General features: G+C 61.3%; 20 protein-coding genes and 1 pseudogene. 12 read left to right on the forward strand and 9 right to left on the reverse strand.

From position 1 onward, the window contains the following. Positions 1-288 precede the first annotated feature (288 nt). The gene (locus tag QWI18_RS22875) at positions 289-1728 is read right to left on the reverse strand and encodes a coniferyl aldehyde dehydrogenase (protein WP_369319932.1); all 1440 of its coding nucleotides are present in this window, start codon (positions 1726-1728) and stop codon (positions 289-291) included. A 146-nt stretch (positions 1729-1874) separates the two neighbouring features. On the opposite strand from QWI18_RS22875, the gene QWI18_RS22880 reads away from it, so the two are divergent. The 3 genes from QWI18_RS22880 to QWI18_RS22890 all read left to right on the forward strand — a co-directional run bounded on the left by QWI18_RS22880 (position 1875) and on the right by QWI18_RS22890 (position 4748). Then, entirely contained in the window at positions 1875-3071 is a 1197-nt protein-coding gene (locus tag QWI18_RS22880; RefSeq protein ID WP_192135549.1) for an MFS transporter, read from the forward strand. A 72-nt stretch (positions 3072-3143) separates the two neighbouring features. After that, complete coding sequence (locus tag QWI18_RS22885) at positions 3144-3830, forward strand: TetR/AcrR family transcriptional regulator (RefSeq protein ID WP_369319933.1); 687 nt, start codon at positions 3144-3146, stop codon at positions 3828-3830. A 63-nt stretch (positions 3831-3893) separates the two neighbouring features. Beyond that, the gene (locus tag QWI18_RS22890) at positions 3894-4748 is read left to right on the forward strand and encodes a sulfurtransferase (RefSeq protein ID WP_369319934.1); all 855 of its coding nucleotides are present in this window, start codon (positions 3894-3896) and stop codon (positions 4746-4748) included. Between the two features lie 18 nt (positions 4749-4766). Here the strand turns inward: QWI18_RS22890 and QWI18_RS22895 are convergent, their stop codons facing one another. The 6 genes and pseudogenes from QWI18_RS22895 to QWI18_RS22920 all read right to left on the reverse strand — a co-directional run bounded on the left by QWI18_RS22895 (position 4767) and on the right by QWI18_RS22920 (position 10349). After that, positions 4767-5090 (reverse strand): AzlD domain-containing protein, encoded by a 324-nt coding sequence (locus QWI18_RS22895; protein ID WP_369319935.1) that lies wholly within the window; start codon positions 5088-5090, stop codon positions 4767-4769. Beyond that, positions 5087-5815 (reverse strand): AzlC family ABC transporter permease, encoded by a 729-nt coding sequence (locus QWI18_RS22900; RefSeq protein ID WP_369319936.1) that lies wholly within the window; start codon positions 5813-5815, stop codon positions 5087-5089. Before QWI18_RS22900 ends, QWI18_RS22895 begins: the two co-directional genes overlap by 4 nt. A 68-nt stretch (positions 5816-5883) precedes the next feature. Then, on the reverse strand, positions 5884-6900 hold the full coding sequence (locus QWI18_RS22905; RefSeq protein ID WP_369319937.1) for a hydrolase: 1017 nt from the start codon (positions 6898-6900) through the stop codon (positions 5884-5886). Next, entirely contained in the window at positions 6884-7504 is a 621-nt protein-coding gene (gene rsmD / locus QWI18_RS22910) for a 16S rRNA (guanine(966)-N(2))-methyltransferase RsmD (protein WP_065991110.1), read from the reverse strand. Before rsmD ends, QWI18_RS22905 begins: the two co-directional genes overlap by 17 nt. Further along, a pseudogene (locus QWI18_RS22915) lies at positions 7504-8892 on the reverse strand (M16 family metallopeptidase); the annotation flags it as partial. The gene rsmD and the pseudogene QWI18_RS22915, both read right to left, overlap by 1 nt. A gap of 104 nt (positions 8893-8996) precedes the next feature. Beyond that, positions 8997-10349 carry a M16 family metallopeptidase gene (locus QWI18_RS22920; protein ID WP_369319938.1) on the reverse strand — a complete coding sequence of 451 codons (1353 nt, stop codon included), beginning with the start codon at positions 10347-10349 and terminating at the stop codon, positions 8997-8999. Positions 10350-10620: 271 nt separating this feature from the next. On the opposite strand from QWI18_RS22920, the gene ftsY reads away from it, so the two are divergent. The 4 genes from ftsY to rpoH all read left to right on the forward strand — a co-directional run bounded on the left by ftsY (position 10621) and on the right by rpoH (position 14861). Beyond that, entirely contained in the window at positions 10621-12174 is a 1554-nt protein-coding gene (gene ftsY, locus QWI18_RS22925) for a signal recognition particle-docking protein FtsY (protein ID WP_369319939.1), read from the forward strand. Then, entirely contained in the window at positions 12171-12842 is a 672-nt protein-coding gene (ftsE, locus tag QWI18_RS22930) for a cell division ATP-binding protein FtsE (protein WP_037018829.1), read from the forward strand. The genes ftsY and ftsE overlap by 4 nt, the downstream gene beginning before the upstream one ends. After that, positions 12839-13864: a permease-like cell division protein FtsX gene (gene ftsX / locus QWI18_RS22935; RefSeq protein ID WP_065991118.1), complete on the forward strand. Its 1026-nt coding sequence runs from the start codon at positions 12839-12841 to the stop codon at positions 13862-13864. The genes ftsE and ftsX overlap by 4 nt, the downstream gene beginning before the upstream one ends. Before the next feature lie 142 nt (positions 13865-14006). Next, the gene (gene rpoH, locus QWI18_RS22940) at positions 14007-14861 is read left to right on the forward strand and encodes an RNA polymerase sigma factor RpoH (RefSeq protein ID WP_065991120.1); all 855 of its coding nucleotides are present in this window, start codon (positions 14007-14009) and stop codon (positions 14859-14861) included. 259 nt (positions 14862-15120) lie between these two features. Here the strand turns inward: rpoH and mtgA are convergent, their stop codons facing one another. Continuing rightward, on the reverse strand, positions 15121-15831 hold the full coding sequence (mtgA, locus tag QWI18_RS22945; protein WP_369319940.1) for a monofunctional biosynthetic peptidoglycan transglycosylase: 711 nt from the start codon (positions 15829-15831) through the stop codon (positions 15121-15123). 75 nt (positions 15832-15906) lie between these two features. Between mtgA and QWI18_RS22950 the strand changes: the two genes are divergently transcribed. The 5 genes from QWI18_RS22950 (at position 15907) to QWI18_RS22970 (ending at position 18904) form a co-directional block, all read left to right on the forward strand. After that, positions 15907-16290: a DUF423 domain-containing protein gene (locus QWI18_RS22950; RefSeq protein ID WP_065991125.1), complete on the forward strand. Its 384-nt coding sequence runs from the start codon at positions 15907-15909 to the stop codon at positions 16288-16290. 136 nt (positions 16291-16426) lie between these two features. Beyond that, complete coding sequence (gene thiS, locus QWI18_RS22955) at positions 16427-16627, forward strand: sulfur carrier protein ThiS (RefSeq protein WP_065991131.1); 201 nt, start codon at positions 16427-16429, stop codon at positions 16625-16627. 66 nt (positions 16628-16693) lie between these two features. Beyond that, on the forward strand, positions 16694-17488 hold the full coding sequence (locus QWI18_RS22960; protein ID WP_065991132.1) for a thiazole synthase: 795 nt from the start codon (positions 16694-16696) through the stop codon (positions 17486-17488). 55 nt (positions 17489-17543) lie between these two features. After that, complete coding sequence (gene trmB / locus QWI18_RS22965) at positions 17544-18257, forward strand: tRNA (guanosine(46)-N7)-methyltransferase TrmB (protein WP_369319963.1); 714 nt, start codon at positions 17544-17546, stop codon at positions 18255-18257. A gap of 206 nt (positions 18258-18463) precedes the next feature. After that, positions 18464-18904 carry a hypothetical protein gene (locus QWI18_RS22970; protein ID WP_065991133.1) on the forward strand — a complete coding sequence of 147 codons (441 nt, stop codon included), beginning with the start codon at positions 18464-18466 and terminating at the stop codon, positions 18902-18904. A gap of 90 nt (positions 18905-18994) precedes the next feature. On the opposite strand, the gene QWI18_RS22975 is transcribed toward QWI18_RS22970, so the two are convergent. Continuing rightward, positions 18995-19318: a DUF3392 domain-containing protein gene (locus QWI18_RS22975; RefSeq protein ID WP_065991135.1), complete on the reverse strand. Its 324-nt coding sequence runs from the start codon at positions 19316-19318 to the stop codon at positions 18995-18997. Between the last annotated feature and the right edge of the window lie 8 nt (positions 19319-19326).

Below are 19326 nucleotides of genomic sequence, written 5' to 3' on the forward strand. Positions count from 1 at the left end.
CTAAAGCCAGTCCTACAGGACGATCGCGTTCAAATAGTGGGACCGGCTTCAGCCGGGAAGAGGCCAGTGTGGGCACCGTCAGATTTGCGGTCTGACGCGAGACGTCTTCCCGGCTAAAGCCTGTGCTACAGGACGATCGCGTTCAAATAGTGGGACCGGCTTCAGCCGGGAAGCGGCCAGTGTGGGCACCGTCAGATTTGCGGTGTGACGCGCTAAAGCCAGTCCCACAATGTTCCACAGCCAGCCCAATGCACGGGGGCGTTGGGTCAGTCAGAATTCGCAAGCGCATCAGCGCACGAACAGTCGCTGAATCAGCGTCTGGATCGCCTTTCCATAGGGCGGGTAGAGCAGCCGCGCCGCGTTGAACCGCTGTTTGATCAACACGCCTTTGGCATGACTAAACGTCAAAAACCCCTCGTGTCCGTGGTAATGGCCCATGCCTGACGCGCCGATGCCGCCGAAAGGCAAGTCGTCCTGGGCGACATGGAGCAGGGTGTCATTCAAGCAGACGCCGCCCGAATGCGTCTGCTCCAGCACGCGGCTCTGTTCATGCCGTTCGTAGCCGAAGTAGTACAGCGCCAGTGGCCTGGGCCGCTGATTGATGTAGGCGAACGCCTGCTCGATCTGGTCGTAGGGCACGATCGGCAGCAGCGGGCCGAAGATCTCGTCCTGCATGATCAGCATGTCGTCGCTCACATCCAGAATCAGGCTGAACGGCATCCTCCTGTCCTGCCCCTCGGGGAAAAGCTGAATCACCCGAGCACCTTTGGCTTGCGCGTCGGCGAGATACGAATTCAGGCGTGCGACATGCCGCTGATTGATGATCGCGGTGTAGTCCGGGTTATCCGTCAATGTCGGATAAAACCGTGTGACCGCCTCCTTGTAGGATTCGACGAATTCGTCAACGCGATCCTTGGGCACCAGCACGTAGTCGGGAGCCACGCAGGTTTGTCCGGCGTTGAGGGTTTTGCCGAAAGCGATGCGCTCGGCGGCGTCCTTGAGCGGTACGTCGCGGGACACGATGGAGGGGGATTTTCCGCCCAGCTCCAGCGTCACCGGCGTGAGGTTGTCCGCCGCCGCGCGCATGACATGCCGCCCGACGCTGGTGGCGCCCGTGAACAATAAGTGATCAAACGGCAATATCGAGAAGGCCACGCCAACCTCCGCCTCGCCCAGTACAACGCTGACGTGATCTTCCGCAAACACCCGCGCCAGCAGGCTTTTCAGCAGCGCGCCGGTGGCGGGCGTGGATTCGCTGAGCTTGAGCATCACGCGGTTACCCGCCGCCAGTGCGCCCACCAGCGGCCCGATGGCCAGGTACAGCGGGTAATTCCAAGGCACCACCACGCCGATCACGCCCAATGGCTGGTAAACGACTTTGGCGCTGGCGGGCTGGAACGCCATGCCGACGCTTCGGCGGGCGGGCCGCATCCATTTCTTCAAATGACGCTGGGCGTGACGGATGTTGTGCAGGCAGGGCATCAGCTCGGCGAGAAGCGTTTCGTCGGCGCTGCGGTGGCTGAAATCAGCGTTGATTGCATCAATGATCGCCTGGCGCTCGCTGCTGAGCAGCGTGTGCAAGCGATCGAGCCATTGTTTGCGCTCTTGCAGGACCGGCATCGGATTGGCGGCGAATGCGCGTCGTTGTTCGTCGAATACCTGCTCCAGATGGCGGCGCGGGCAAGGAGCGTCGTCTGCATATGGCAGAAGATTAGAGTCGACGGGCATCGCGGCGGTCCTTGTTGAAGTTATGCAGTGCTTTTAGAGTCATTGCTCTATGAAGTCAACGGCCCTTGCATTCGCTCGCAGGCGCACGCCAGACTGTCCGGGCAAAAACTGAACTGCCGCCCCGCACCACCTGACACGGAGTCTCAATGCGCACGGACTATCTGGCGTTTTTTCTTTCCCTTTTCCTGTCTCGTCTCGCCGATCAGGTGCTCCTGTTTCTGGTGCCGCTGATTGTTTTCCAGACCACCAACAGCGCTTCCCTGGCGGGGCTGGCGTTCTTCGTCGAGACATTGCCGCGCTTCCTTGCATTCCCGGTTTGCGGCGCGCTTTGCGATAAATACTCGCCCATCCGGCTGCTGCACATCAGTCAGGTTTACCGGGCTGTTATCTGCCTGGCCGCAATGGGGCTATATGGCCTGTTTGGCGGGATCTACTGGCTGATCATTCTGTCGGCGGTCTGTGGCGTCCTGACCACCCAGGGGATCATGGCCCGGGAAGTGGTGATGCCGCATATTTTCCCGGATTACCGCTACGGCAAGACGCTGTCCTACTCACAGATTGCCGACCAGACCGGCCTGGTGCTCGGGCCTTTGCTGGCGGCGCTGGCGCTGGAAATCTGCCCGTGGTGGGGCGTTGTCATCGGCGTGGCGCTGGTTTTCGTCGCGGCGGATCTCGCCATGCGAGTCTGGCAGCGCAACAGCAATATTACGCTGGAGCGGTTCGATCAGGACGTAGGCCGCTGGACACAGCCGTTGAAAATCGCCTTCGGACACATCTTCCGATTGGCCGAGCTGAAGAAGATCATTTTGCTGGCGGTCGGCGTCAACCTGATCGTCGGTGTCACGCTGGCCAGCTCGGCGGCGATGGTCATCGGCTCATTCAGTGAGAGTAAAGATTACTACGCTGGGCTGCAGGCGGCGGGCGCCTTGCTGACCATCGGAATTCTGTTTGTCCTGGCACGGGTCAGCCTGCCGCTGAAACTGCTCGGTGCGATGTCATACATTGCCTTGCTGCTGGGGGCATTCATTACCGCCACGAGCGCGTCATCCGAGGTCTACCTTGTCGGCTTTCTGCTGATCGTCGGCTTCGACAAGATGTTCAACGTGTACATGCGCAGCATCCGTCAGCGGGTCATCCCCGCGCGCGACTTCGGCAAGACCGTGGGCGTCATCACACTGCTGAACAACCTGTCGCAACCGCTGGCCGGTCTGCTCGTCGGGATACTGACAGCGCCGATCGGGCTGCGCGGCGTCATCTTGATCAACATGCTGGCGGCAGCCGGGCTGGGTATCGGCGTCGCAGCGGTGGTTCGGATCAGGCTGGCGACTGCCCTGGAGCGATGAAGTCTGCAACGGGCCCAACGCTTGCGTTAAGATCCGGCACATCCCTGTTACGTTTCGACGTTCGAGTTGAACATGGCGCCGCGCATCAAAACCGTACGCATCAACACCCGTGAACGCATCGTGCACAGCAGCCTGGAGCTGTTCAATCAGCAGGGCGAGCGCGGCGTCAGCACCAATCACATCGCTGCGCACATGGAAATGTCGCCTGGCAATCTGTACTACCACTTCCCCAACAAGCAGGCGATCATCGCCGAGTTGTTCACTGAATACGAAACGCTGGTCGACAGCTTTCTGCACCCGCCCAAGGGTCGCCTGCCGGGTGTTGAAGACAAGCGCCATTACTTGATGGCGATTCTCGACGGCATGTGGCGCTATCGTTTTCTGCACCGCGACCTCGAGCATCTGCTTGAAACCGATCCAGAGCTGGCGGTGCGCTACCGACGCTTTTCCCAACACTGCCTGATCAAGGCGATGTCCATTTACAGCGGCTTTGTCGACGCGCAGATTCTGAGCATGGATAAGGTGCAGATCGAATCACTGACGCTCAATGCCTGGATCATCCTCACGTCATGGGTACGTTTTCTGTGCACCACGCGGGAAAACGCCGCGCACCCGAATGAGGACGCGATTCGTCGCGGGGTCTATCAGGTGCTGATGCTGGAACTGGCCTACGTGACGCCCCAGGCGCGGGAAGCGGTGAATGCGCTGTGCGCGGAGTTTTATGTGCCATTGGCCAAGGCACTGGAAGACGCCGGCTGAATCAGCCTGGCTGTCTGAACTGATTGTCATATCGCCATTTTTTACTGCCTGCAGGAGCCTGTCATGTCCATCGCGCAACTGATCAGCCCGCAACAATTGTCAGAACGCCTGACCCGGCCCGGGCTAGTGATACTGGATTGTCGTTCGTCGCTGGACGATCTGGACTACGGCCAGCGCAGCTACGCAGAGGGCCATATCGAAGGGGCTTCTTACGCTGATTTGCTCAATGACCTCAGTGGGTCCATCACCAAAGGTGTCACCGGTCGCCACCCGCTGCCGGATCCCCAGCGGCTGATCGAGCGCTTGCGCTTCTGGGGTGTGAACGATCAGAGCGACATCGTGCTGTACGACGATGGCCCGGGTGCTTATGCCGCCCGAGCCTGGTGGTTGCTGGCGTGGCTGGGCAAGCGCGACGGCGTTTTTGTGCTCGATGGCGGGCTCAAAGCCTGGCATGGGGCGGGTCTACCGCTGAGTCTTGATCCGCCGCATCAGCCCGAGGGTTCGTTCGACGGCGTGCCGGATGACGCGATGGTGCTGACGGCCGGGCAGCTAAAGGCCCGCATCGGCGATCCCGCCATGACCTTGGTCGATGCGCGTGCACCCGCGCGGTTCCGGGGTGAGGTCGAGCCCATCGATCCTATCGCGGGGCACATTCCGGGCGCGCAGTGCGCGGCATTCACCGACAACCTCGGGCCGGATGGCCGGTTTCTCCCACCGGAGCAGCTGAAGCAGCGGTTCGCCGAGGCGCTGCATGGTCGCCCTGCAGAAGCGCTGGTCGCTTATTGCGGTTCCGGCGTGACGGCCTGTCACAACCTGTTTGCCCTGGCCCTCGCCGGGTATCCGTTGGGGGCGCTGTACGCGGGCTCGTGGAGCGAGTGGATCAATGATCCGCAGCGGGGCGTCGCGACCGGGGACTGAGGTGGCGGCGTGTGTGCCTCACATCTGCCCCATCGCCCAGCGCAGCAAGAAGAACACCAGCAACCCGCCGCCGATGGTCGCCAGGAGATTGCGGCTCATGGCCGCAATGCCAATCGACACGATCCCGGCCAGCAAATAGGCGTTGTCCAGGGACAGCTGCCAATGCGCGCCGTCGGGCAGCAACATGCCAGGCACGACGATGGCCGTCAGCACGGCGGTGGGTACGTAATGCAGGCCTTGGCGCACCAGCGGCGAGAAACGCAGGTTCGGCCAAGCGAACAGGCTGTAGCGCATCAGAAAAGTGATCGCAGCCATGCCCATAATCAGCCACCAGTACGTCATGGGCGCACCTCGTCCGGGTGCATCTCGTCCTGCCTTTCTGGCTGCCGTCTTTCCAGAAGCACCCCCGCTGTGATGCCACTGAAGGCCGCGGCCATGAGCCCCAGCTTGTAGGGCCACGACCACGTCAGCAGGGCAACTGCGCCGGCGACCAACGCGGCGGCAATCTGCGGCTGGTTGCGCAGCAGGGGCACGACGATGCCTATGAAGGTCGCCAGCATCGCGAACTCCAGGCCCCAGCTGGCCATATCGGGAAAAGCCTGACCAAACAGCACGCCCACCAGCGAGCTGCTGACCCAGCAGGCATACAGCGAACTCGCGACACCCAGCCAGTACCAATGTGCGAGTGGCGTCCGGCCGTGGACCAGGTAGTGGCGTTGGACGATCGCGAAGGTTTCGTCCGTCAGCCAGAACGCCAGCAACAGTCGCCAGCGCTGTGGCAGTCCCTGAACCTGTGGCTGCAAGGTGGCGCTGTACAGCACATGGCGCAGATTGACGATGAAGGTCGTCAACAGAATCACCACCGCGCCGGCCCCGGCGCCCATCAGGCTGATGACGATGAATTGCGCCGACCCTGCGTAAACGAACATCGACATGCCGACGGCCTGCCATAACGTCAGCCCGCCCACGCCGGCGAGGGTGCCGAAGATAATGCCGAACGGTGCAATGCCGACCAGCATCGGCACGCTGTCGCGAAGGCCGCGGACGAAGAATGGGTAACGGGACATGGTTTTTCTCCTTATGCCCCGGATGGTAAGCGGGCGGCGCATAAGTGTCTTGAACGATCGTGCAGACGTTAGCGGTTTATCTGCGCGCCATGGACGTCCGCCAGCCACGCCGGAATCCGCTGCTCCAGGTAATACGTCGGCGTTCTGATGGTGCCGCCGACAAAACCCACATGCCCGCCTTTTTTCTGCAGGTCGAACGCGGTGCTGGACGACAGCTCAGAGGCTTCAGGCAGGCTGTGCTTGAACACGAACGGGTCGTCCAGGGACTGGATCAGCAGGGTGGGCGTACGGATGGCGCCGAGGAAGTACCGACCGGAGGCGCGCCGGTAGTAATCATGGGCGTCCACGAATCCATTCAGTGGCGCTGTCACACGGCCGTCGAAATCCCAAAATGTGCGCATGTCTTTCAGCGAACCCAGCGCCGCGAGTTCTGCAAGGCCATCGCTGAGACCTTCATGCTGAAAGCGTCTCTGCTTGTCCTTGATGTAGCCGATCATCTCGCGCATGAAGTGCCGCTGGTAAACCCTGGAAAACCCCAGCCCGATTCGGTCGGCGCATTCATCCAGCCTAAACGGCACCGACACCGCCGCAGCGCCTTGCAGGTGGCTGTCGAGCCCGGTTTCGCCGAGGTGCTTGAGCAAGATGTTGCCGCCGAGGGAATACCCGACCGCGTAAAGCGGCGCCAACGGTCTTGCCTTGCGCAGATGATCGATTACGGCGGCAAGGTCTTCACTGGCCCCCGAGTGATAGCTGCGGGGCAACAGGTTTGGCTCCCCCGAGCAACCTCGCCAATTGAGGGCGACGCTCGCCCAGCCGCGTTTTTCCATGGCGTGCTGCAGCCCGGCGACATAGGGGGAGTTGGACGAGCCGGTCAGACCGTGCAGCACGAGCACGACCGGCACGTTTGCGTCGTGCGGGCCGTGCCAGTCCATGTCGAGGAAATCGCCGTCTTCCAGCCAGATGCGCTCACGCCTACGCTCGAGGTGCGTGGTCGGACGCCAGAGCGGTCCCCACAGCGTCTGCAAGTGCGGGTTGCCCAGGCCGAAGGCCGGGACGAACACGGGAAGGTCAGCTCGCGACGGCACTTCGTTCCCACACCGCGTAGTGAACCTGACCGGCTTTCTTCTCACGGTGCAGGCGCCAGTTGGCAGGCATGCCCAGCGTCGACGGCGCGGTCTCGCTTTCGGTGTAGATCCACGCGCTGTCCGCCAGCCAGTTGCGCTCTTCCAGCAACGTGCACGCAGGCATCAGCAAATCCTGGTGGAACGGCGGGTCGAGGAAGACCACGTCGAACTGTTCAGCCGGCTGGGTTTCCAGATGGCGGAGTGCGTCGCCCGTCGCGGTTTTGCCGACGGTGCAACGCAGCGTGCCGAGGTGTTCGCGCAGGCTGGAGATCGCCATGGAGTTGGTGTCCAGCGCCAAGCCCATGCTGGCGCCGCGCGACAGGGCTTCAAGGTACAGCGCGCCGCTGCCGGCGAACGGATCGAGGACGCGCGCGCCCTCGATGTACGGCGCCAGCCAGTTGAACAGGGTTTCCCGCACACGGTCCGGCGTCGGGCGCAGACCGGGGGCGTCAGGGAAACTCAGACGCCGACTGCGCCATTCGCCGCCGATGATCCGCAGTTGGCCGAGGCCCGTGTGGATTTTGTGCCCTTTGTGGATACGCGGCGGCTTGGAAGTCGAGGTCATCAGTGCTCCGGAACGCCGAGCGGTTGCTCAGCGGGTTTGTCGGTAGGGGGTGGCAGCGGCTTCTGCGGGACGGTCGGACCTGCGGTCACGATCACCAGCTTGTCAGCGTCCAGATGTTTGTTCATCACGGTCTTGATCTGTTCGACCGTCACGCTCTGGGACTGCGTCATGAAATCTTCCAGGTAGGTCAGCGGCAGATTATAGAAGCCGACCGCGCCCAGTTGGCCAACGATGGCCGCATTGCTGGCGGTCGCCAGAGGAAAGCTGCCGGCCAGTTCGCGCTTGGCATCGTCGAGCTCTTTCTGGGTCGGGCCGTTGGCAAGGAAGTCACGGGTAATGTCCTTGACCAGCTTCAGGGTGTTTTCGCTCAGTTCGGCCCGTGTCTGCAGGCTGATCATGAACGGACCCTGTGCCTGCATCGGCGTGAAGCCTGAAGACACACCGTAGGTCAGGCCGCGTTTTTCCCGGACTTCGGTCATCAGGCGGCTGCCGAAGCCGCCGCCACCGAGGATCGAGTTGCCCAGTGACAGGGCCGCGTAGTCAGGGTCGCCTCGGGTAATGCCCAGTTCAGCCAGCATCAGGTGCGTCTGCTTGGACGGGAACTCGATGTGGGTTTCACTCGGCTTGGGCTCGGTCGGGGCAACGGTTTGTGCCAGCGCCGGGCCTTTCGGCAGCGCGGCGGACACTTGGGTTGCTACCGCTTCGGCTTCTGCGCGCGTCAGGTCGCCAACCAGCGCGATCACTGCGTTGCCAGCGGCGTAGGCCTTGGCATGAAAGGCCTTCAGTTGAGCCAACGTCAGAGGCGCGATGCTTTTAGCCGTGCCCATGCTCGGGTGCGCGTAGGGATGATCGCCGTACAACCGCTTGAACAGCTCGTCGCCTGCCAGCTTGCCCGGGTTCTGCTTCTGATATTCAAAGCCCGCCAGCAACTGGTTTTTGATTCGCGCCAGCGAGTCCGCCGGGAATGTCGGTTTGCCCACCACGTCGGCAAACAGTTTCAACGCGGGCTCGCGTTTGTCGGCGGCGCTCAGGCTGCGCAGCGAAGCGATTGCCATGTCGCGATAGGAGCCGTTGCCGAAATCAGCGCCCAGCCCTTCGAAACCTTCGGCGATGGCGCTGACGTTCTTGCCTTTGATGCCTTCGTTGAGCATCGCGTTGGTGACCAGCGCGATGCCGGGGGTGGCGCCATCCTGACTGCTACCGGCCGCGAACAGCAGGCGCATGTCGAACATTGGCAGCTCATGGGCTTCAACAAAGAGCACGCGAGCGCCTTCGGCGGTATTCCACGACTGGATGTTCAGCGAACGGCGCGCCGGCGCTTTACCGTCCAGTTCCTTCAGGGACTCCAGCGTACTGGCCGCCTTGTCGATGGCTTTCGGGGCTTCGGCGGCGGTCTCTGCCATCGCCCATGGGGCACCTAACAGACCAAGCGTTACGGCGAGTGCGAATGAGCAGGCCCGCGTTCGCGCAAAGCGGGATTCGTAGCGCTGGCTCATTGGGCTTTCTCCTCAGGCAAAACATGCGCAACGGCAAGGCGCTCGCGGGTGAAGTAAGTACGGGCGGCTTTCTGGATGTCTTCCGGCGTCACGCTTTGCAGCCCTGCCAGTTCCTGATCGATGAGCTTCCAGGACAGGCCCACTGTTTCCAGTTCGCCAATGGTGCTGGCCTGACTGGTAATGGAGTCGCGCTCATAGACCAACCCGGCGATCACCTGGGCCCGGACCCGTTCCAGCTCTTCCTTGGCGGGCGGCTTGGTTTTCAGCTCGTCGAGCAGGCGCCAGATACCGGCTTCAGCGTCGGCGAGGGTTTTCTTCTTCTGTTGATTGGGTGTGGCGCTGAGGGTGAACAGGCTGTCGCCGCGGGTGTAGGCGTCGTAGTCGGACGAAGCGCCGGTCACCAGTTCTTCGCCGCGCTCCAGGCGGGTCGGAATGCGCGCACTGTAGCCACCGTCGAGCAAGGCCGAAATCAGGCGGAGTGCGTTGACCGACTGTGGATCGGTGGCGGTGGCCAGGCTCGGCACGTTGAAGCCATACATCAGGCTCGGCATCTGCGTGGCGACATGCACAGTGATCTGGCGCAGACCAGGTTCGGCCAGCTCCAGCGGCTTTTTCGAGGGCGGTACATCGCGGCGCGGAACCGGGCCGAAGAAGCGCTCAGCCAGGGCCTTGACCTCATCGGGCTTCACGTCGCCCACCACCACCAGCGTGGCATTGTTGGGTACGTACCAGGATTCATACCAGTGGCGCAGCTCCTCGACCTTCATGCGCTCAAGGTCCGCCATCCAGCCGATGGTCGGCGTGTGGTAGCCGCTGGCGGGGTAGGCGATGGCCTTGAAGCGCTCGTAGGCCTTGGCGTTCGGCTTGTCATCGGTGCGCAGGCGGCGCTCTTCCTTGATGACTTCGATTTCCCGGGCGAACTCTTCAGGCGGCAGGCGCAGGGTGGCCATGCGGTCGGCTTCCAGTTCGAAGGCAACCGCCAGTCGATCACGAGCCAGGACCTGGTAATAAGCGGTGTAGTCGTCGCCGGTGAAGGCGTTCTCTTCGGCGCCCAAGTCGCGCAGGATCAGCGACGCTTCGCCCGGACCCGCCTTCGAGCTGCCCTTGAACATCATGTGTTCCAGCGCATGGGAAAGGCCCGTCTGTCCAGGCGTCTCGTAGCTGGAGCCAACCTTGTACCAGACCTGCGAAACCACGACCGGTGCGCGGTGATCTTCACGCACGACGACCTTCAGGCCGTTGTCCAGCCTGAATTCGGTGGTGGGTTGTGGGTCGGCAGCCAATGCGGCGAAGGGCAAACAGATTGTGCTGAGCAGCAGGCCTGCGGCACAGCGGGCTAGAGCATTCATTCGTGATTTGAACCTTGGAGACGGCCTGCTTAGCGTCAGCGGGCGCGGGGGTGTTAGGATAGCGGCGAGTTTGCCTGACGACCATGACTAAGATGTCAGCGTCGGAAGCCTGCTTCGTAAGAAATGGCCGAGCAGTGCGCTCAATGGGACTGCGCCGCCCCTGTGGCAGGGCGAACGCTGAACAAGCGGACCTAAAAGCAGTCTGTTTCCCATACAGAATTTTTCAGAGGCGCCGCTCTGGCGCGTCGTTACCGTGAGATAGCCGTCCTCCATGTTTGGTTCCAACGACGACAAGAAGACCCCAGCCCCGGCTGGCGAGAAAAAAGGCCTGTTCGGATGGCTGCGCAAAAAGCCGCAGGAAGTCACTCCCGAGCCGCCTCAGAACACCCCCGCACCAGCGCCAGAGTCCGTGCCCGATCAGGCCCCGGCTGTTGCTGAGCAGCACAACGCCCCGGTCATCCCGGCCGAGCGCGCGCCGCAAACCGCGCCGCAGCCCTTGCCACAAACAGCTACGACTGAAGCGCTTTCGGCCCCGGTCGAAGATCCTTGGCTGCACCTGCCTGTTGCTGAAGAGCCAGTGGCTTTCACCGATGAGCGCGAGCCTCACGTTACGCCGTCGATTCCGGTTCACACCGAGTCCAACGTGGAATCCGCAGCGACTCCATTGGCGCAAGCCCCCGCTCAGCCGGCGGTCATCGACACCCGCTCGTTTGAAGTGGCTCCGTCCATCGAGCCGACCCCCGTCGCGCTGCCTGATCCGGTTTGCGGCAATGATCTTCCTGCGCTGACGCCGCCGTTGACCACTGCGCCGCTGGTTCCAGCCGCGGCCGCCGTGCCCGTTCTTGAAACCAACGTACCACCAGTCCCTTTTGAAGGGTCCCCGGCACCCAAGCAGCCTGGTTTTTTCGCGCGTCTGAAGCAGGGCCTGTCGAAAACCAGCGCCAGCCTTGGCGAAGGCATGGCCAGTCTGTTCCTCGGCAAAAAAGCCATCGACGACGACATGCTCGACGAGCTGGAGACCCGGCTGTTGACCGCAGATGTCGGTGTGGAAGCAACGTCGGCGATCGTGCGCAACCTGACGCAGAAAGTGGCGCGCAAGCAGCTCACCGACAGCGACGCGCTGTACAAGTCGCTGCAAAACGAACTGACCGAAATGCTCAAACCAGTGGAAGCACCGCTGGTCATCACTTCGCAGCACAAGCCATTCGTGATCCTGGTCGTCGGCGTCAATGGCGCGGGTAAAACCACCACCATCGGCAAGCTCGCCAAGAAGCTTCAGATGGAAGGCAAGAAGGTCATGCTGGCGGCGGGCGACACCTTCCGCGCTGCAGCCGTTGAGCAACTGCAGGTCTGGGGCGAACGCAACAAGATTCCGGTGATCGCCCAGCACACGGGTGCTGACTCGGCTTCGGTGATTTTTGATGCTGTGCAGGCCGCCAAGGCGCGCGGTATCGACGTGCTGATCGCCGACACGGCGGGCCGTCTGCACACCAAAGACAACCTGATGGAAGAGTTGAAGAAGGTTCGCCGCGTGATCGGCAAGCTCGACGCCGACGCGCCCCATGAGGTCCTGCTGGTGCTGGACGCCGGCACAGGCCAGAACGCGATCAATCAGGCCAAGCAGTTTAATCAGACTGTCCAGCTGACCGGCCTCGCGCTGACCAAGCTCGACGGGACGGCCAAGGGCGGCGTGATCTTCGCCCTGGCCAAGCAGTTCGGCCTGCCGATTCGCTACATTGGTGTCGGTGAAGGCATCGACGATCTGCGAACCTTCGAAGCCGAACCGTTCGTCCAAGCCCTATTCGCCGAGCGGGAGCGCCCATGATTCGTTTCGAACAGGTCGGTAAACGCTATCCGAACGGACACGTCGGCTTGCATGAGCTGAGCTTTCGAGTACGTCGTGGCGAATTTCTGTTTGTGACCGGCCATTCCGGCGCGGGCAAGAGCACCTTGCTGCGCCTGCTCCTGGCGATGGAACGTCCGACCACCGGCAAGCTGTTGCTGGCAGGTCAGGACCTGGGTCAGATCAGCACCGCGCAGATTCCGTTTTTGCGTCGTCAGATCGGCGTCGTGTTCCAGAACCACCAGCTGCTGTTTGATCGCACGGTGTTCAATAACGTCGCGCTGCCGCTGCAGATCCTCGGCCTGTCCAAGACCGAAGTGGTCAAACGCGTCGATTCGGCCCTTGAGCGCGTGGCGCTGTCCGACAAAGCCGAGCTGTACCCGGGCGATTTGTCCACCGGTCAGCAACAGCGCGTCGGCATTGCTCGCGCCATTGTTCACCGCCCGGCGCTGCTGCTGGCGGACGAACCCACCGGTAACCTCGACCCGCGACTCGCCGCCGAAATCATGGGCGTGTTCGAAGACATCAACCGACTGGGCACCAGTGTGCTGATTGCGAGCCACGACCTGGCACTGATCGCGCGGATGCGCCACCGCATGCTGACGTTGCAGCGCGGCCGATTGATCGGCGACGGGGAGGCTGGCGTATGAGTGCCACCCGCAGTCCCAAGGTTTCCGAACGTGTAGCGCCCAAGGCCTCAGACCCGGCGCCGCAAAAGAAAAAGAAACGCGATGACGATGACGGCCCGAGTTTCGGCGAGTTGTTCAACGCCTGGATCGAGGCCCACCGTTCAAGCCTGCTGGACAGCCTGCGCCGTCTCGGCAAGCAGCCCATCGGTAGCTTCTTTACCTGTCTGGTCATGGCCATCGCGCTGAGCTTGCCGATGGGCCTGTCATTGCTGTTGAACAATGTCGAGCGCTTGGGCGGTTCGTGGCAGCGTGCGGCGCAGATATCTCTGTACCTCCAACTGGACGCATCGCCGAGTGAAGGCGAGGGTCTTGTCCGTCAGATCAAGGAAATGGGCGGCGTCGCTGATGCCGAGTACATCAGCCGCGATGAGGCACTGAACGAGTTCCAGAAACAGTCCGGTCTGGGCGAGGCGTTGAAGGAACTGCCTGAAAACCCGCTGCCCGGCGTTGTGCTGGTGACGCCACTGGAAGTTGACAAAGCCGCGCTGGAAGCATTACGTACGCGTCTGGCCGAGTTGCCCAAGGTGCAGCAGGCCCAGCTTGACCTGGTCTGGGTTGAGCGGCTGGCCGCTATCCTGAAGCTGGGCGACCGATTTGTCTTCGGCCTGACCGTCTTGCTGGTCGCGGCACTGCTGTTGGTCATCGGCAACACCATTCGTCTGCACATCGAGAACCGTCGTACGGAAATCGAGGTCATCAAGTTAGTAGGCGGTACAGACAGCTACGTGCGTCGGCCTTTCCTTTATATGGGGGCGTTGTACGGGCTGGGCGCCGGGGTGCTTTCCTGGGGTGTTCTGGCTTTTGGGCTAGACTGGCTGAACGATGCGGTGGTCAAACTGGCTGGGCTCTACGGCAGCGATTTTGCGCTTGCCGGCGTGCCGGTGTCCGACGGCGTGTCGCTCTTGCTTGGAGCGGTGTTGTTGGGGTATATCGGTGCGTGGATTGCAGTGGCACGCCATTTGAGAGAGCTGGCGCCTCGTTAGTGATGTGAATGTAGTGTTGTCATGAGTTTTGAGTAAATTTTGTTTCACCTATTGACTTTTCAGCTGAGGGAACTTGTCTAGCGGTTCCCGGTCAATTTCGCAGTGCTGAACTGCACGAGTTATGTGTCGGAGGTTTTTTCGTATGACCAATTCTTTGCAACCTGCTTATGCCTTGGTTCCGGGTGCAAACCTGGAAGCCTATGTGCATACGGTAAACAGCATTCCACTGCTGACGCCTGAGCAGGAGCGTGAACTGGCCGAGAGTCTCTATTACGAGCAGGATTTAGGGGCGGCTCGGCAGATGGTGCTCGCCCACCTGCGATTTGTCGTGCATATCGCACGCAGTTATTCCGGTTATGGACTGGCTCAGGCTGACCTGATTCAGGAAGGTAACGTTGGCCTGATGAAGGCCGTCAAGCGCTTCAACCCCGAGATGGGCGTGCGCCTGGTGTCCTTTGCAGTGCACTGGATCAAGGCCGAGATTCACGAGTTCATCCTGCGCAACTGGCGCATTGTAAAAGTCGCAACTACCAAGGCTCAGCGCAAACTGTTCTTCAATCTGCGCAGCCAGAAGAAGCGTCTGGCCTGGCTGAACAACGAAGAAGTGCATCGCGTGGCGGAAAGCCTCGGCGTTGAGCCCCGCGAAGTGCGCGAGATGGAAAGTCGTCTGACCGGCCACGACATGGCGTTCGACCCGGCGGCAGAAGCCGACGACGACAGCGCCTTCCAGTCGCCGGCCAACTACCTGGAAGACCATCGTTACGATCCGGCGCGTCAGCTGGAAGATTCCGACTGGACTGACAGCTCGACGGCCAACCTGCACGAAGCGTTGAATGTGCTCGACGACCGCAGCCGCGACATTCTGTACCAGCGCTGGCTGGCGGAAGAAAAGGCGACGCTGCACGACCTGGCCGAGAAGTACAACGTCTCTGCCGAGCGTATTCGTCAGCTCGAAAAGAGCGCGATGAACAAGCTGAAGCTGTCGATCGCTGCCTGATCGCCGCGCCGAAACGCAAAACGCCCCGAAGTGATCGGGGCGTTTTTGTTTGTGGGACGTATTGCGCCTGATGCGGAAACTACTAACAGCGTGAACGCGAATCTGACCCTGCCCATCCCGCAAGGTGGACGCGGTTTCTGAGTAGGACCGGCTTCAGCCGGGAAGAGGCCGGGTTGAGCACCATTAGGATTGCGGCGTGACGCGTAACGCTTTCCCGGCTAAAGCCAGTCCTACGAAAGCTATAAAGCCAGACTTGGGCTTACCACTTGCGACTGTGATTCAACCCCATCAAATACTCATCCCCACCCAACTGACGCATCTGCTGGCGGATCCAGCCTGCGCGGCGTGAGACGTAGCTGGTGGGGTGGCTGGCGCTCCACTCCCGCGGATTGGGCAGGACGGCGGCGAAATAGCTGGCCTGTTGCGTGGAAAGCTGGCTCGCATTCACATGAAAGTGATGCTGCGCAGCGGCCTGGGCGCCGAAGACGCCGTCGTCCCATTCCACGCTGTTCAGGTAGACCTCAAGAATGCGCTGCTTGGACCAGAACACCTCGATCAGCCCGGTGAACCAGGCCTCCAGGCCCTTGCGGAAGTAGCTGCGGCCCGACCATAGAAACAGGTTTTTCGACACCTGCTGGCTCAGCGTACTGGCCCCGCGCAGGGAGCCGCCCCGTTCGTTGTGAACCAGTGCCGCCTGAATGGCGTCGATATCGAAACCCCAGTGCTCGGCGAACTTCTGATCCTCGCCGGCAATGACAGCGATTTTCAGGTCGTCGGAAATGTTGTCCCATGACTCCCAGTCGCGTTGCAGGTCAATGGGCTGACCGTCGAACCAGGATTCGATCTTGCGTTCGACCATCAACGCAGTGAACGGAGGAGGTACCCACCGGAAAATCAGTACCAGCACGACACTTGCCGCTGCGAACCAGAGCAGGCCTTTGGCGACACGACGGAGAAGTAATTGCAGCATAGAGATGGCTTGGCCGAACCGGTTGAGCGGGCCATTATACAGACGACGCGTCATTGAACTTGCCTGGAGTTGTACATGTTACGAACCTTTCTGATGCTGGCCTCCTTCTTCGGATTCACCGGCGTCGCCCTTGGCGCGTTCGCCGCCCATGGCCTGAAAAACCGCCTGACACCCGAGTACCTCGCGGTTTTCCACACTGGCGTGCTCTACCAACTGATTCATGCCCTGGCAATTTTCGGCGTGGCGCTGCTGGCGATGCAGATCCAGGGCCGGCTCGTCACCTACGCAGGCATCTCCTTCACACTGGGCATCATCCTGTTTTCCGGCAGCCTCTACCTGATGACGCTGACCGGCGCGACCAAGCTGGGCATCATCACCCCCTTCGGCGGCCTGTTTTTCCTGATCGGCTGGGCGATTCTCGGTTGGACAGCCTGGCGCCTGGGCCTCGACACGCTCTGATCCCGAATGCGTGCGCTCATGTCGAGCGCGCAGCAACCCTCGGCCACGCCTGAGACGAATGGCGTGGCTTTGCCTTGGTCATACCGCCCGATCGGGCTAGAATGCTCGCCCCCTAAAATGATGGCTGCCCCCTCGCATGCGCATTCAGTTGAACGGTGAATCCTTTGAGCTGCCCGACGGCGAGACCGTTTCGGCATTGCTGACACGTCTGGATCTGACCGGGCGCCGAGTCGCCGTCGAGCTCAATCTGGACATCGTCCCGCGCAGCCAGCATGCCGCCACGACGCTGTCCGAGGGCGATCAGGTCGAAGTGGTACACGCCATCGGTGGCGGCTAGCCTTCGACGTGCTGTCGGCCTGATCCGCAAGCACTGCAAGAACCTCAACCGTAAAGAGGATTTCAGATGAGCAACGTTCGCAGCGACAAGCCGTTTACCGTGGCCGGTCGTACTTTTCAGTCGCGCCTGCTGGTCGGCACTGGCAAGTACACGGACATGGAACAGACCCGACTGGCCATCGAAGCCTCGGGCGCCGAGATCGTGACCGTTGCCGTGCGCCGGACCAACCTGGGGCAGAACCCGGGCGAACCGAACCTGCTCGACGTGCTGCCGCCGGATCGCTACACCATCCTGCCGAACACCGCCGGTTGCTACGACGCCATCGAGGCCGTGCGCACTTGCCGCCTGGCCCGCGAGCTGCTCGATGGCCACAATCTGGTCAAGTTGGAAGTCCTCGCTGACCAGAAAACCCTGTTCCCTAATGTCATCGAAACCCTCAAGGCAGCCGAAACGCTGGTGAAGGACGGCTTCGACGTCATGGTCTACACCAGCGATGACCCGATCATTGCCCGCCAGCTCGCCGAAATCGGTTGCTGCGCGGTGATGCCCCTCGCGGGCCTGATCGGTACTGGCCTGGGGATCTGCAACCCGTACAACCTGCAGATCATCCTTGAAGAATCGAAAGTCCCGGTGCTGGTAGATGCGGGTGTCGGCACTGCTTCCGACGCTACTATTGCCATGGAGCTGGGTTGCGAAGCGGTGCTGATGAACTCGGCCATCGCTCACGCGCAGCACCCGGTGCTGATGGCCGAAGCCATGAAGCACGCCATTCTGGCGGGACGCATGGCTTACCTGGCCGGTCGTATGCCCAAGAAACTCTATGCCAGCGCGTCCTCGCCGCTGGATGGTCTGATCAAGTAAGAGCCTGTTGATGATTGATTCGCAAACGCCCGACCCACTTCCGGACGATGAAGTGATGAATGACGAAAATGCCAAAGCGCCAGGCGATGACGGCCATCACCGCCGCATCAAGAGCTTCGTGATGCGCGCCGGTCGCATGACCGAAGGTCAGCAACGTGGCCTGGATCAGGGTAAGGAGTTGTTCGTGCTGCCGCTGGCGGACGCCCCCGTTGATTTCGACGAAGTGTTTGGTCGTTCGGCCCCGCGCACTCTCGAAATCGGTTTCGGCATGGGGCACTCGCTGCTGGAAATGGCCGCCGCCGCGCCAGAGCAGGATTTCATCGGCGTGGAAGTGCACCGTCCGGGGGTTGGCGCTTTACTCAACGGCGTGCTGACCCAAGGTCTCACCAACCTGCGCGTTTACGATTGCGATGCGATCGAAGTGCTCAACCGTTGTGTGGCCGACAACAGCCTGGACCGGCTGATGCTGTTCTTCCCGGACCCGTGGCACAAGTCGCGCCATCACAAGCGCCGTATCGTTCAAGCCGAATTTGCCGAACTGGTGCGCACCAAGTTGAAGCCGGGCGGCGTGCTGCACATGGCGACCGACTGGGAACCGTATGCCGAATACATGCTGGAAGTCATGAATGTGGCCCCGGGTTACCGCAACCTGGCCGAGGACGGCAAATGCGTTCCGCGCCCTGCGGAACGTCCGATCACCAAGTTCGAGCGCCGTGGCGAACGCCTCGGTCACGGGGTCTGGGATCTGAAGTTCGAGAAGCTGGCCTGATCACTTCTTGACCAGGAGCGGCCCAATAGCGGCCGCTTTTGAGTTTTTACAGCACATTTCAGCCGATAATTGCCTTGTACGACGAACCCTTCGATTTCTTCCTAAGAAGGCTACAGGGTCTTCGGAATCGTCCGACATCCATTTTCAGTTCTGATCTTCATAGTCCCCGCCGTTGCATATATCCATATCGATGACGAGGAATAAAGATGAACAAGTTTTGGCAAATGGCTGCGATCGCCACGCTGATTGCGACCACCAGCGGCTGTGTCAGCTACAACGTCAGCCAGCCAAGCGCTTCGCTGTCCGGCGACGTGAAGACTGATCTGAAGGCTGACGTCAAAGTCGGTGAAGCCATCAGCGGCGAGTCATCCACCAATGTTCTGTTCGGCTGGTTGAACATCGGCGGCGACACGCAGTTTGCGGACGGCGTGACCTACGGCGGCGCGAGCGGCGGTGGCATGGGCCTTCCTCTGCCGGACCCGATCTCCTCCACCAAAGCAGCCGCAGCGTTCAAGGCGGTCAAATCGTCCGGTTCCGACCTGATCGTCGCGCCGCGTTATGAAGTCACCGTCAACGATTACTTCATCTTCAAGCAAGTGAACGTAAAAGTGACCGGCAACAAAGGCAGCATCCAGAGCATTCGCTGATGGATTGATCGCACGCGGCAACAGCGGAGTGTGATTTCTTGAGCGCCCTTCCCGCCATCGCGGGCAAGGGCGCTTTTGCATTCCGGTCGGTTATTTCCGATCCGCCACCACCCCGATCAACACCAGCACCACCACCAACACCGGCGCCAGGCTGTAGTTGTTGAACTGGCTCAGGCCTCGCACGACCCACGGCGTGGCATAAATCAGCGCAGCGCCGCTGCCAACGGTGCAGAGCAGCGCCATGATCGGAATGCGCAACGCGCCGGCAAAGCTGCCGAGGCGGCCTTCGATCCAGCCCTTGATGTCGGTCCCGAACAGAATCAGCAGGCAGCCGACCAACGCCAAGGCGATTTCCGACAAATTGCTGCGACTCCAGCGCGAGACGGTGGCCAGCAAGTCGAGTACGAATTCCATTCAGTGTC

The sequence above is a fragment of the Pseudomonas sp. W2Oct36 genome (assembly GCF_041060465.1).
Taxonomy (GTDB): Bacteria; Pseudomonadota; Gammaproteobacteria; order Pseudomonadales; family Pseudomonadaceae; genus Aquipseudomonas; species Aquipseudomonas graminis_B.

Coding starts and splice junctions, on each gene's coding strand:
- QWI18_RS22875 (WP_369319932.1), bottom strand. CDS start 1,728: ATGCCCGTCGACTCTAATCTTCTGCCATATGCAGACGACGCTCCTTGC.
- QWI18_RS22880 (WP_192135549.1), top strand. CDS start 1,875: ATGCGCACGGACTATCTGGCGTTTTTTCTTTCCCTTTTCCTGTCTCGT.
- QWI18_RS22885 (WP_369319933.1), top strand. CDS start 3,144: ATGGCGCCGCGCATCAAAACCGTACGCATCAACACCCGTGAACGCATC.
- QWI18_RS22890 (WP_369319934.1), top strand. CDS start 3,894: ATGTCCATCGCGCAACTGATCAGCCCGCAACAATTGTCAGAACGCCTG.
- QWI18_RS22895 (WP_369319935.1), bottom strand. CDS start 5,090: ATGACGTACTGGTGGCTGATTATGGGCATGGCTGCGATCACTTTTCTG.
- QWI18_RS22900 (WP_369319936.1), bottom strand. CDS start 5,815: ATGTCCCGTTACCCATTCTTCGTCCGCGGCCTTCGCGACAGCGTGCCG.
- rsmD (WP_065991110.1), bottom strand. CDS start 7,504: ATGACCTCGACTTCCAAGCCGCCGCGTATCCACAAAGGGCACAAAATC.
- QWI18_RS22920 (WP_369319938.1), bottom strand. CDS start 10,349: ATGAATGCTCTAGCCCGCTGTGCCGCAGGCCTGCTGCTCAGCACAATC.
- ftsY (WP_369319939.1), top strand. CDS start 10,621: ATGTTTGGTTCCAACGACGACAAGAAGACCCCAGCCCCGGCTGGCGAG.
- ftsE (WP_037018829.1), top strand. CDS start 12,171: ATGATTCGTTTCGAACAGGTCGGTAAACGCTATCCGAACGGACACGTC.
- ftsX (WP_065991118.1), top strand. CDS start 12,839: ATGAGTGCCACCCGCAGTCCCAAGGTTTCCGAACGTGTAGCGCCCAAG.
- rpoH (WP_065991120.1), top strand. CDS start 14,007: ATGACCAATTCTTTGCAACCTGCTTATGCCTTGGTTCCGGGTGCAAAC.
- mtgA (WP_369319940.1), bottom strand. CDS start 15,831: ATGCTGCAATTACTTCTCCGTCGTGTCGCCAAAGGCCTGCTCTGGTTC.
- QWI18_RS22950 (WP_065991125.1), top strand. CDS start 15,907: ATGTTACGAACCTTTCTGATGCTGGCCTCCTTCTTCGGATTCACCGGC.
- thiS (WP_065991131.1), top strand. CDS start 16,427: ATGCGCATTCAGTTGAACGGTGAATCCTTTGAGCTGCCCGACGGCGAG.
- QWI18_RS22960 (WP_065991132.1), top strand. CDS start 16,694: ATGAGCAACGTTCGCAGCGACAAGCCGTTTACCGTGGCCGGTCGTACT.
- trmB (WP_369319963.1), top strand. CDS start 17,544: ATGAATGACGAAAATGCCAAAGCGCCAGGCGATGACGGCCATCACCGC.
- QWI18_RS22970 (WP_065991133.1), top strand. CDS start 18,464: ATGAACAAGTTTTGGCAAATGGCTGCGATCGCCACGCTGATTGCGACC.
- QWI18_RS22975 (WP_065991135.1), bottom strand. CDS start 19,318: ATGGAATTCGTACTCGACTTGCTGGCCACCGTCTCGCGCTGGAGTCGC.